The sequence below is a fragment of the Paenibacillus vortex V453 genome (genome assembly GCF_000193415.1).
In the GTDB taxonomy this organism is placed as follows: Bacteria; Bacillota; Bacilli; order Paenibacillales; family Paenibacillaceae; genus Paenibacillus_AQ; species Paenibacillus_AQ glucanolyticus.
The window spans coordinates 58,580-71,314 of sequence record NZ_ADHJ01000056.1; the positions used below are offsets into that span (position 1 = coordinate 58,580).

7 protein-coding genes and 1 pseudogene are annotated in these 12,735 nt (G+C 48.5%); 1 reads left to right on the forward strand and 7 read right to left on the reverse strand.

From position 1 onward, the window contains the following. Positions 1 to 39: 39 nt before the first annotated feature. The 7 genes and pseudogenes from PVOR_RS28980 to PVOR_RS29010 all read right to left on the reverse strand — a co-directional run bounded on the left by PVOR_RS28980 (position 40) and on the right by PVOR_RS29010 (position 10,576). Positions 40 to 1,707 (reverse strand): sensor histidine kinase, encoded by a 1,668-nt coding sequence (locus PVOR_RS28980; protein WP_006213141.1) that lies wholly within the window; start codon positions 1,705 to 1,707, stop codon positions 40 to 42. After that, positions 1,704 to 3,278 carry a response regulator gene (locus PVOR_RS28985; protein WP_006213142.1) on the reverse strand — a complete coding sequence of 525 codons (1,575 nt, stop codon included), beginning with the start codon at positions 3,276 to 3,278 and terminating at the stop codon, positions 1,704 to 1,706. Before PVOR_RS28985 ends, PVOR_RS28980 begins: the two co-directional genes overlap by 4 nt. A gap of 134 nt (positions 3,279 to 3,412) precedes the next feature. Next, positions 3,413 to 5,089, reverse strand: coding sequence for an extracellular solute-binding protein (locus PVOR_RS28990; RefSeq protein ID WP_006213143.1), 1,677 nt, complete (start codon positions 5,087 to 5,089; stop codon positions 3,413 to 3,415). A 68-nt stretch (positions 5,090 to 5,157) separates the two neighbouring features. Then, positions 5,158 to 6,058: pseudogene (locus PVOR_RS28995) on the reverse strand (carbohydrate ABC transporter permease). Positions 6,059 to 6,085: 27 nt separating this feature from the next. Beyond that, entirely contained in the window at positions 6,086 to 7,060 is a 975-nt protein-coding gene (locus PVOR_RS29000) for an ABC transporter permease (RefSeq protein WP_006213144.1), read from the reverse strand. Positions 7,061 to 7,308: 248 nt separating this feature from the next. After that, the gene (locus PVOR_RS29005; RefSeq protein WP_006213145.1) at positions 7,309 to 9,396 is read right to left on the reverse strand and encodes a molybdopterin-containing oxidoreductase family protein; all 2,088 of its coding nucleotides are present in this window, start codon (positions 9,394 to 9,396) and stop codon (positions 7,309 to 7,311) included. A gap of 304 nt (positions 9,397 to 9,700) precedes the next feature. Further along, positions 9,701 to 10,576: a formate/nitrite transporter family protein gene (locus PVOR_RS29010; RefSeq protein ID WP_006213147.1), complete on the reverse strand. Its 876-nt coding sequence runs from the start codon at positions 10,574 to 10,576 to the stop codon at positions 9,701 to 9,703. Between the two features lie 263 nt (positions 10,577 to 10,839). On the opposite strand from PVOR_RS29010, the gene PVOR_RS29015 reads away from it, so the two are divergent. After that, entirely contained in the window at positions 10,840 to 12,255 is a 1,416-nt protein-coding gene (locus tag PVOR_RS29015) for an amino acid permease (RefSeq protein WP_006213148.1), read from the forward strand. Positions 12,256 to 12,735 lie beyond the last annotated feature (480 nt).

The following is a 12,735-nucleotide window of genomic DNA, read 5'->3' on the forward strand; positions in this document are numbered from 1 at the left end:
GCTGGTCGATATTGCGGATGCCGCAGCCCGTAATGGTTGTTATCCCGGGGATACGAATATTTCCTCGATTCTCCCCTGCTTCATGCCGAGACCATCGTCGATGATCCGATAGAGAATCGCATCCCCTTCCTTTTTGACGACAATCCGAATATGAATGCGATCCCCGCTCCACGCATGCTTCAGCACATTCTCGATAAAGGGCTGCAGAATCAGTTTAATGGTTTCGTAAGGCCATATACTTGTATCCACATCAAAATTGACTTCCATGCGCTGTCCGTATTTTACCTTTTGGATATCCAGATACGCATTGGCCTGCTCAATCTCTAATGCAATGGGTATTAATATTCTTCCCGAATTTAGTGTAAGCCGATAAAATTGTGCCAACTGCACAACCATATTCTGCAGTTTCTCCGTCTCGCCGAATTTCGCAAGTTGATTAATGGAGGATAGCGTATTGTATAAGAAGTGGGGATTAATCTGCGATTGCAGCATTTCAAGCTCTGCTTCCTTCTTTTGAAGCTGGGTTAGATACACTTTATTGATTAACGCCTCGATATCCTCGCCCATTGCATTCAAGGCATTCGCAATTTGCGGGAACTCCCCTTTGCCCCGATAAGCGATCCGTTTATGCAGCTCCCCTTCCCGAAATGCATTGAGTACCCCTACAAGCTTCTGGATTCGCTTAGAGAAAGATCGGGATATCACATACCCTGTATATGTAAACAACACGATGCACATGATACAGATTACTATTAATACGGTTCGTACTCTCTTCGCTTCCTGTTCAATGATGTTAAGCGGAACCTGCGCAACAATCTTCCAGTTCTTCTGCGGCAAATCTTCTTCAATCACCAAATAATTCTTCTTATCGTTGGGTGCTATAACGGCATACGGATTTACCTTGTCGCTGGTATGGTCAGGGTCTTCAACCATTGATCCGGAAGTAAACACCACATTCCCAAAAGGATCCAGCACCGATAACACACTTCCGTCGCCAAGCTTCGTGTAATCCACACTGTCGAACAGCTGCGACAAGCGAACACTGAACCTCATGATTCCCACTTCTTGAATATCGAGCGGATTATTCATATCCACGATGCGCCGAATCAGCGAAATCCGCCCATCCCGCTCATCCTCTTCTACCTGCCTCCACGTCATCGTTGAATTATACTTCTCTTCCGGCAGCGTGAAATACCAAAACTCATTCGAAATTCGAGTCATATGGTACATATCCCAGCTTTGTTCGTTGAAATCTTGATTATTGGCATTATCCCAATCTCTATATCTCTCGTACACCGTTTGATTATGAAAATAGACGGATAGCCTTAAATTAAGGCCAACCGCCTTCGCAGCGCTCTCCAGCTTCGGGAGAATGACATTGTTCATGCGGATATGATTATCAGCGCCTGATAAATTCCTGAGGACACTCTGAATGAAGGCAGGATCATCGTACAATGTCGCTGAGGTCTGGACGATATCATCCACTTTATAGGCCACATTATCCCGGATCTGATTGAGCGTCCCCTGGATGTTGACCCGGCTCTGTTTGCGCATGGTGTCATCGTACATCGAGTGTGAAATATAAAAGTTCACGAAAACCAACAGCAATATAAATATCGTAAAGGTCAGCATGAGCTTGTAACCGATGGGTATATACCCCAGCTTCTTACCGTTTATTCTGGATGATGTGGTCCAGCGAGTATTCATCCCAATTCTCTCTTTCGAAATTCCATGGGTGTCATCGCGAATTTCTCTTTGAACTGCCGGCTGAAATAAGGAAGATAGCGATATCCTACCTGATCGGCGACTTCATAGACCTTGAGACCCGGCTGTTTCAGCAATTCGCATGCTTTTTCCATACGCAGTTGGACAAGCAGTTCATTGAACGTATTTCCTGACCTCTCTTTAATCAGGAACCCGACATGGCTCGGCGAAAAACAAAAATGCTGCGCAATATCCTTGATCGTTATATTCTCACTCATCCGCTCTCTCATCAATTGGATAACACTGCGAATGAATTTACCATCCTTAGAATTGGATTTCTCATATAATCTTTCGGAAATTCCGAATATGTGCTGTATAAACCAGGAACGAATATCACTGACGGTTTCGAATTGCATCAAAATATCCAGGTGATGGATCTCCATGCCCAACAGGTCAAACAAATCTTCATTTCGACTGCTTAAATATTGTTCGAGCTTCCAGATAATATAATTCGACATATTATGCACGGTAAAGCGGGAGCGCAGATTCCTTATAGAACCAAATAACTTCTCCAGTTCATCACAAATTTGAACCAGCTCATATTTCTCCATCGCTTTTAGGAGGACATTCATGCGCTCATCTAGCATCCGCGCATCGAGCATGCCTGGCTCCGCACTGACATCTTCATACTTGATCATACTTCCCTTGCCAAGAAACATCTTGGCCTCCACAGCTTCCACCGCTTGCCTGTAGGACAGCTGAAGCTGATTCAAGTTGTGTACGGGTTCCCCAATACCCGTTGTCAGGGATGTCGTCAAATGCAACTGAACGTTATCCGTCAAGGTACGTATCGTATGGGTGGCGCTTACGTCCTCAAGCAGGATCGCTACCCGCTGCGAGGACAGCTTGCAGTATGGAAGCATGCCGCCATCTGTAATCGCCTCCTGGATACGCTGCAGAAATATTCTTGCCAGTTCCCTCTTTGAAAAAAGACTCCCCGTTTGGCGCCAAGACAGATTATCCAGTTCCATAACGGCGACGCGGATCGGCCACTTCAACTGGTCGAACTCATAAGAAATACTCATCTGTGTCAATAATTCCTCTGATTCTTCCCGTTCAAGCAGGCGTATGAGAAAGTCACTTTTGACAATGGGGATCATCTCCTGATAAGCCATCTCCACCTCGCGCTGCTTGATCTCCTCATCCAAATCCCGTTTTACCTTGATTAATGAAGCAACCAGTTCCCGATCGTTCATGGGCTTCAGAACATAGCTATACGCTTTCAATAAGAGTGCTTGCTGTACATAGCTAAATTCCTGATATCCGCTGACGAATATGATCCGAATGTTAGGTTTATGCTCAATCGCAATCCGAGCAAGCTCGAGCCCGGACATATAGGGCATATTGACGTCGCTGACCAATATATCAACTTCCTGGTTCTTTATTATTTCGCATGCCGACAATGCATTATTAACGCTCCCCACTAACTCCATGTCCAAATCAGACCAAGGAATGAATCTTCTCATTCCTTCAAGATCCAGTTCTTCATCATCCACAAGCAGCACCTTGTACATGGAACCCCTCCATAATGGTAGATACACCTCTACTTACACATACGCGCAAAAGACTATTTGATTATAAAACAGAGATATCCCAAAGAATCTGGTGGATTCTTTGGGAGGCTTCCCTGTAATAACGCTGTAATTAATTATTTTCTCTTCGCCAAGTTCTCCTGCCAATTGGCTGTACGGTAATCAAGAAGCTGCTGGTAACCCAGATCCATCAAATCCTTGTTCCCTTGGTCAAGAATTTTATCTACCTCTTCGTCACTCTTAGCCATTACGGATTTGGCATAAATTTCGAGGAACAATTCATTTACAGATGTTTTTATAATGCCTTCATCGGAATCCGGGGATGGTTCAATACCGGAAAATTCCGTAACGTTTAATTGAGTTGGCCAAGTAATCGTTTGTTGGTAACGTGTTCTCCAATCCTGCTCTTCGAACGGAAGATCCTTCATATATTTATATTTGGAAGGGTCAATATAACTCGTATTCCCTACAAACATAACCGGAGAATTTTCGGATTGAATTTTGGCTACTTCTTCGGGATTATAAGTCTCGGTGAAATTCGGCTGACCCTGCTCATCAAAGCCTTTCCAGTTCTTACCCTCAGGACCGAAGAATTGCACGTTCATTCCTTCCGGACCTGTATACCAGTCAAGAAATGCAAAGATCGCTTCAGGGTCTTCGGCAGCCGTTGTAATATATGCAGCATTCCATCCAAAGCTTGTGTAGGTCCCTGGATAAATCTTGTTCTTATCCAGACCGGGCTTATGAATAGGCCAGATCATGAAATACCCGCTGTCCGGATCCTTCTTAATTAACTCCGGCTGTGCTTCTCCTGCCATATCTGTCGGACTGGCTCCGGCAAACACAGCGACTCGGCCTGTCATGACTTTCTCCAGCACTTGATCTTCCGTTTGGTTAAAGGCATCTTGTGAAATGAGTTTCTCTCTGTAAAGTTTAGCGATATATTTCTGAGCCTCACGGAATACCGGATCCATGAGTAGCGACGTCAGCTTGCCATCCTTTGGAACCGCTAACAAATTAGCGTTAAGGTTGGTGTAGCTTGCTCCCTCTCCGAAAGCCGTATATAACACACCCAGTCCTTGTCGATCCTGTGCGCGATGCGGCTCGAACGGAACAATCTCGCTGCCATACTTTTCTTTAACCTTTACCAGGTAGTTATATAAATCATCTGTGGTTTCGAGTGGCGGCTTGCCCAGCTCTTCGTAAATTTTCTTGTTAATTACATAACCTGCGTTTCCGTAAGGATTGGATGAGTACCAGTTAGGAAACCTGTACAGCTTGCCGTCTTCAGCACGAAGCAGGTCCAGATCGCCCATCCACGTTTTCAGGTTGGGATACTTATCCAGATATTCATCATAGGCTACCAGCTTTCCTTCTTTACGAAGTCTCTCCATATCCTGATCCTCACGGTCTGCCCAGATCATGTCAGGCAAATCGTCTGATGCCATCATCGCGCTCAGCTTTTGCGTATGTGCTCCGGCAGCCGCTATCATATTGAGCTTAACTTGCTTTTCTTCGCTCAAATATTTGCCGATAGGCGTGCTTTCCCATTTAGGGAAGTCTGTGTTTCCATAGTGTGCATAAGCTGAGAATTCCAGCGGCTTCTCGCCAAGCACCCATTTACCTCCATCCCCCTCTGCTGGAGGGTCAGTCTCTTTATTCCCCTCATTGGTTGTTGCAGGCGGTGTCGCCGGCGGTGCGGCTTCTTTTTTACTCCCGCATCCGGCAAGAACAGTAACCATGACCAACAGAAGCGATACCATTACGAGCAATGGCTTTTTCGTCTTTCTCATATACCTAACCCCTCTCATTTCCAAGAATATATATGTTCAAAGCTGTTCGCCTTAAACCGTTCGGCCACCTACTCTTTCAACGAGCCTACCAGCACGCCTTTGACAAAATATTTCTGCACAAAAGGATAGACCAAAATGATCGGCAAGGTCACAACAATCATCATCGCCATCGTAAGCGACTTCGAAGTAATTTGCCTTGCTTGATCCAGAAGAGCAACCGAAGCGCTGTCGAGCACGGTGCTTGAACCGGATACAATATTGGCATTCAAGGTCTGTCTCAATATCGTCTGAATGGGCAGCAAAGTATCGCTAGTGATGTAGATAGCTTGGCAGGAACCAGTCGTTCCAATGGCCAACGGCGGTCAACAAGGACAGCGTGGCGATAACCGGCCCGGACAATGGAAGAATAATCCGGAAGAATATACCCCAATTGCTGCAGCCATCAATATTGGCCGATTCTTCCAAGCCAACGGGAAGGCCCTTAAAGAAGGTTCGGAATATAATCATATTCCAGACGCTGATAAGCGATGGAATAATAAACACCAGAAAGCTGTCCATCATACCCAGTGAACGGATCAAGAGATAGGTTGGAATCAATCCTCCGCCAAAGTAAAGCGTGAATATAAAGAACACCATATAATAGCTCCGTCCGATCAGATAGGATCGAGTCATCCCGAAGGCAAGGAGCGCTGTCATGAAGATGGAGGTTGCGGTTCCGATTACGGTACGGCCTATGGATACGAGAAACCCGTTAAGCAGTCTTTCATCTTGCAGTATGATTTTGTAGTTTTCGAGTGTGAATTCTCGTGGCCAGAAGGTGACCCCTCCCTTGGCGGTATCCACACCTACATTGAAAGAAACAGCCACCGCATTCCAGAACGGATAGAGTGCCGTGAAGGCGAGTAGACTGAGCAACGCGTATACCACAATGAGCATGACCTTGTCGCCAAAGCTAATTCTTTTTAACATGCCGTACCTCCTGAGGGCTGCTGATTCTTACCATAAGCTGTTACCAGATCTTCGAGCCAGATAGTTCGCGATCGTTAGCAGTCCTACACTGATGATTGCCTTGAACAATCCGATAGCAACCGCATAAGAATAGCGATGTGACCCCAAGCCTACCCGATAGACATACGTATCAATCACATCAGATACCGGCCTTAGCACAGGATTGGATGCCAGGAGCAAGATGTCCTCAAAACCTGCGTTGAGCAAGTTGCCGATGGCAAGAATCATAAAGATAATGACTACCGGCATAATCGAGGGAAGCGTAATCAAGTAGACCTGCTTCGCCTTGCTTGCCCCGTCGATATCTGCAGCCTCGTACAGAGCAGGATCAATGCTTGCAATCGCAGCCAGGAATACAATCGAGTTAAATCCGATATCCTTCCATACGTTGGCCGAAATGAGGATCGACCAGAAATATTCTTTCAACGAGAGAAAATTGATCGGTTCATCAATGGCCCCTATGCGCTCCAGCAAAATATTGATGCTTCCATTTTCCGTGGATAGCAAGGCGGTGGCAAACCCCGCAACGATGACCCACGATAAGAAATAGGGCAGATACGTGATCGTTTGAATCACTCTTTTGAACAACATATGGCGAACTTCGTTCAGTAAAAGCGCCAGTATGATCGGTGCCGGAAATCCGATAACGAACTTCAACAGGCTGATGACAATCGTGTTGCGCAAAATTCTCTCAAACTCGGGGGCGGCAAAAAAGGCTTCGAAATGCTTAAAACCGACCCACGGGTTATCCCAAATCCTTGATCCGGTGAACAGGTTATAATCCATAAAACCGGTTATTACGCCATACATGGGCATATAGGCAAAAATGAAAACCAAAATGACCCCGGGTAACACCATGAGCTGAACATCCCATTGCTTCATCAAGCGTCTGAGGAAACTTTTACTGTGAACTTTGGGCTGCCGGGAAATGGGTGATTGCTGTTCTGCAGTAGCTTGCGGCATATTTATCCTCCCGTTACGAATTGATCTAAACGCATGCCGGGTCTCTGAATTTCTGCCATTCCGAAACCGCTTGCAATTGACTTAGTACCATTCTACCTATGGAAATTTATTCAAGCTATATAACAAAACCCCGATTTTTTATACTTCCACCGGAATGTGTTATCACTTTCAGCCCCCCACTTTCTTATCTATAAAAAAAGACTGCCTTCAGGTCATATAGACCTTCAAGACAGTCTCGTATTCATCTTTTAGATACCCTTCTCTTTAGCCCTGACCTCGACTACCGTCGAGAAAAAGGTGGCCCCTTCGCCCATGTCGGACAGCCTGTCCGGCGTAAGGGCGTTAGCACGCTGCTTCCGGCCTTCGCCTTCCCACCACAAGCCTTGACTGACCACGGTGCCCGGCAGCATTTTATCCGTTACCTTCGCCCGGACCTCATAGGTTCCGCGGTCATTATATACCGTAACCATATCTCCATCGTGTAACCCGCGCTCCGCTGCATCCTCCGGATGGATCTGCAGTGCGGGCTCCTTCTCCAGCTTCTGATGTTTCTCCACATTCGCAAAGGTTGAATTCAGGAAATTGTGATTCGGCGGGGAGATGAACATCAGCGGATATTGATGCCCGCGGCCTCGCCTCACGCCATCATATCCTTCCTTCAATGGCACGTAAGTCGGAAGAGGCGGAAGACCGGCTGCTTCCAGCTGTGCCGAATACAGCTCAATCCGGCCGGAAGGCGTCGGCAGACGGTCCAGATACGTCTCCAGCGGGGTCATGTCGAGCTTCACGTGGCGGTGCGCTTTCAGCTTGTCCAAGGTAACGCCGTTCAGATAAGGGTTGTCCGGATAGTCGAGCGCCCTTGCAATCATCTCTTCTTCTGTCTCATAGAAAGCAGGCTCATTGAAACCCATGGCCCGTCCCAGCAACGAGAACAGCTCCACATTGCTCTTGCTCTCCCCAAGCGCCGGAATGACCGGCTCCTGAAGCTGGATGTACTGATGCCAATAGGAACTGAACAGATCCGTATTCTCAAATGAAGAGGTTGCCGGTAGCACGATATCTGCATATTTCGCTGTGTCCGTCATAAACAGGTCATGTACAACGGTAAACAGATCTTCCCGTGCAAAACCTTCGCGCACCCGCTCCGTATCTGGAGCGACAACGAGCGGATTGCTGCAATAAACGAACACGGACTTAATCGGCTGCTCGGTCATCGCAAGCGCCTCGCCTATCCGGTTCATGTTGATGGTTCGGGCCTCGGGATTCGGTCTCAGATCCGGGCGCTCCAGTGCATCGCTGTCCATACTGTTATAGCCGCCATTCGACTTGGAGGCACCTCCGCCCCGCTTGAGCCATTGTCCGGTCAAGGCAGGAAGCGCCGCTATGCTGCGTACCGTCAATCCGCCATTATCGTGATGCTGAAGTCCGTTTCCGATGTGGATATAAGACACCTGGGCTCGGCCATACAACTCAGCCAGCTTCTCGATATCCTCAGCCGAAACGCCGGTAATGGAAGACACATACGCCGGCGTGTATGTTCTCACATGCTCGCGCAGCTCCTCATGACCCAGGGTATAGTGCTGGAGGAACTCCTCATTCACCATGCCATCACGAAACATAATGTGCATGATACCGACGGCCAGGGCCGCATCCGTGCCCGGAAACAGCGGAATGAACCAATCCGCCCATTGCCCGGTCTGATTTTTATGAACATCAATGACAATGACCTTGGCACCGGACTTGCGCGCTTTCTCTGCGAGCACCACCTGGTGCATATTGGTGCTGACGATGTTGCCGCCCCAGACGATAATGACGTCAGCCAGCACCGTGACCTCAGGCACGGTGCCTCCGTTAAAGCCCATGACGGACTTCCAGCCTTCACTGCCTGCCGAATTGCAGATGGACTGCTTCAGCCGACTGGCGCCCAGCTTGTTGAAGAATCTCCGGTCTATGCCGTCCACGCTCAATATGCCCATATTGCCGTAGAAGCTGTAAGGCAAAATGCTCTCGGAGCCGTGTTCCTCGATCAGCCCCTTGTAGCGCGTGGTAATCTCCTGAAGCGCTTTATCCCAGCTGATTCGTTCGAAAGCTCCCTCTCCCTTGGTGCCTACCCTCCGCATCGGATAGAGCACACGCTCCGGATGGTATACCCGGTGTGCCATATTACGGACTTTATTGCAGATGGCTCCTTGCGTAACCGGATGGTCGGGATCTCCGGTAACCTTGACGATTTTCCCGTTCTCTTTATGCAGCAGCAGGCCGCATGTATCGGGACAATCCAACGGACATACCCCTGGAAATATGCCATTTTCCTGCTGAATCATATCTTGAGTCATTTCGTCCATTTCCCCCTTCTGCTCGGCTGCATCCTATCCCTTATCTTAAAAGAACATCAGGGTTCCAGTAAAGTCATACATTTTTTTCTAAATAGGGTGATTCACGCTTCTCCCTGCCGGGTATATTCCTATCAAGAGCAACGAAGAGGAACCCAGACCCTTTCTCTTCCTTGCCAAATCATGGACCACTCCCAAAAAATTCGCCATGCCGTGTCTCCTCCCCCGAGACCGGCATGGCGAATTTGCTTTTTATGGTAGACGTTCCCTTGGTGCCCGCGATTTTCTGCAATCGATACTGAATTTATTATGATACCTGCTGTGCTGAATGAACCTCAGGAGGACTTCCAGCAGCAGGAGTCGTTGTCACGGCTGCGGCGTCATGGTGAATGCCGGATACCTCCACCGCCCTATTGCTATTCTTCAAGTAAACAGACCCGTAAGCAGCGGCCACAAACAGCGAGCCGCCCACAAAATTGCCAAGCCATACCGGAACGAAGTTCATGAAATACTGACCCCAGCTGTAATAACCTTCGAATATCGCTGCCGGGATCAGGAACATATTTGCCACCACGTGCTGAAAGCCGATGGCTACAAAAGCCATGGTCGGAAACCAGATCCCCAGAATTTTGCCGCTCATCTGATCCGATCCGTAGGAGAGCCATACGGCAAGCGCAACAAGCCAGTTGCACCCGATGCCGGACAAGAACGCCTGCAGGAAGCTGTCGTCCAGCTTATGACCTGCCATATCAACCAGCTTCTCCAGATATACGCCGCTGCCTGTCAGCCCGGTCACATGGCCAAAGAAATAGGCAACAAACAATGCCCCCGCCAAGTTGCTTACCGTGACAAGCGCTAAATTCCGGATCAGTTCCTTGGTGGAAATCCGCTGCTTGAATCTGGCCAAGGACACCGCCATCATGTTGCCCGTCAGCAGTTCTCCGCCTGCAAGCAATACCAGAATAAGCCCGACCGGGAATACCGCCGCACCTATAAAACCGGCAATCCCTCCCCAGGCCGGAGATGCTCCGGCGATAACGCGGATATCCAGCAGAAAGCCGAGCGCAATGAATGCCCCTGCCAAAAAGCCGAGTATCATAACATTTAAGGTGGAATTGCGTGCTTTTTTTACACCGGTCTCCACGGTAATTTCTGCGATACGATCAGGTTTGTAGTAGGCCATGGTCTCTCCCTCATTTCTCCTGCATTCGTTCTATTGCGTATGTCCGATGCAGCTCTTGGTTTCCTATTTATCGTTTACCTTCATTGTAACGCAGCTTCATCACCTTGAACGTGAATTATGTCACGTTTGTGTCCATCAGGGGAGGACAGCCTTCAGATGAGACATTCCCCCTTTCAAAGAAATTCGTTTTTCTTTATAATGTCGAATGGATGGGTCACACATCGGGGAAATCTATCTAAATAAACATCTAGGAGACTCCATTTATGAGCTTGAAACACAATCTGCTTCGCAAGAAGCCGATCCCTAATATGCAAGGTGGGGAAGTACGTTCCGCATTAAAAAAGCAACTCAGTGCCATGGACCTTATCATCCTCGGCGTGGGTTCTATCGTGGGAACAGGAATTTTTGTATTAACCGGCGTCACCGCCGCAACCCATGCCGGACCGGGATTAATCGTTTCGTTCCTACTGGCGGGGCTGGTGTGCGCCTTCTGTGCACTCTGCTACGCAGAATTCGCCTCCACCGTACCGGTGGCGGGCAGTGCATATACGTACAGCTATTCAACCTTTGGCGAAGGTTTTGCCTGGCTGATGGGCTGGGACCTGCTTCTGGAATACGGCTTCGCCAGCGCTTTGGTATCCAGCAGCTGGTCTGGTTACGTCCAGAGCATCCTCGCGGGCTTCGGGATACATCTGCCAACCGCGATAACCAATGCCTTTAATCCGGCCAACGGTACCTATGTGGATGTGCCCGCTATATTTATCGCGCTTCTGATCACGTGGATTGTATCGCGCGGAGCCAAGGAATCGACAAGGCTTAACACCTTCATGGTTTATCTGAAAGTTGCAGTCATTCTGCTGTTTATCGGCGTGGGGATATTCTATGTAGAACCGGATAACTGGACGCCGTTCCTGCCATTTGGCATGGAAGGTGTCATGACGGGAGCGGCCATTGCCTTCCTCGCCTACGTGGGTTTTGATGTCATTGCAACGGCAGCCGAAGAAGTCAAGCATCCACAGAAAAGCCTCCCGATCGGCATTCTGGGTTCCCTGCTGATTGTGTCCGTGTTATATATTGCGGTTACCGCGGTGCTGACAGGACTCGTACCATACAACCTGCTCAATGTGAAAGACCCGGTTGCCTTTGCGCTGCTCTACATCGAGCAGGACTGGATGTCCTATTTCATCTCGCTGGGGGCCATAGCTGGACTCACCACTGTGCTGATGGGTGTCATGTTCGGACAGTCCCGACTGCTGTATGCACTCGGCCGGGACGGACTCCTGCCGAAACGGATGAGCTCGGTCAATCCGAAAACGAAGTCGCCGGAATTCAGCACCTGGGTGTCCGGTATCAGCATCGCCCTGCTGTCCGGCTTTGTCCCCCTTGGCAACCTGGCGGATTTGGCCAGCATCGGCACGCTTTTTGCCTTCATTACCGTCTCGCTCGGCATCATTGTGCTGCGCAAAACACATCCGGATCTAAAACGCACCTTCCGCGTGCCGTTTGTGCCTTGGCTGCCTTTGATTGCTGTTGCCAGCTGTCTCTATCTGCTGACCACGCTGCAGTGGATTACCTGGATCGGGTTCATTGTATGGATCGGACTCGGTGTCGTCATCTACGCTATATACGGATACAGGCATAGCGCATTGTCAAAAGGCGACTCATCCGGTTACGAGTAGATCACCCTTACAGGATAGGATGTCAAACCACTTAGGGATGATAGGAATAACCGCCGGACGTTAGAGCCCCTCTGTTTATTGGTTCAGACAACATCCTTTGATTAGAGCAATTTGCCTGCTCAATCTGAGCAAGGGTACGCAAAATAGCGGTGTGTGGATTAAATCCATACACCGCTATTTTTTATGGAATATGCTGCTGTACCCGATCACCGTTATTTATCCGAAAACCGTTGTTTACAGAATATCCGTAACCGTTGATAAGTCTGCTCGTTTTAGAACTATAGGGCGAGTTGGTTATCTGGTTGTCTAATGGACTAGAGAGACGCTATTGGATGGAAAAAGTAGCTTTTTGAATTCTAACGGACCTGAGAGGCGTTATTTAGTCAATTTGATGGGAAATGTCCTTTTATCTCGGCCTCATAGCGACGCTGGTGTCCGTTACGTTTACAATAGAAGCCAATTAGCACAAATAACGCTTCT

Coding starts and splice junctions, on each gene's coding strand:
- PVOR_RS28980 (WP_006213141.1), bottom strand. CDS start 1,707: ATGAATACTCGCTGGACCACATCATCCAGAATAAACGGTAAGAAGCTG.
- PVOR_RS28985 (WP_006213142.1), bottom strand. CDS start 3,278: ATGTACAAGGTGCTGCTTGTGGATGATGAAGAACTGGATCTTGAAGGA.
- PVOR_RS28990 (WP_006213143.1), bottom strand. CDS start 5,089: ATGAGAAAGACGAAAAAGCCATTGCTCGTAATGGTATCGCTTCTGTTG.
- PVOR_RS29000 (WP_006213144.1), bottom strand. CDS start 7,060: ATGCCGCAAGCTACTGCAGAACAGCAATCACCCATTTCCCGGCAGCCC.
- PVOR_RS29005 (WP_006213145.1), bottom strand. CDS start 9,396: ATGACTCAAGATATGATTCAGCAGGAAAATGGCATATTTCCAGGGGTA.
- PVOR_RS29010 (WP_006213147.1), bottom strand. CDS start 10,576: ATGGCCTACTACAAACCTGATCGTATCGCAGAAATTACCGTGGAGACC.
- PVOR_RS29015 (WP_006213148.1), top strand. CDS start 10,840: ATGAGCTTGAAACACAATCTGCTTCGCAAGAAGCCGATCCCTAATATG.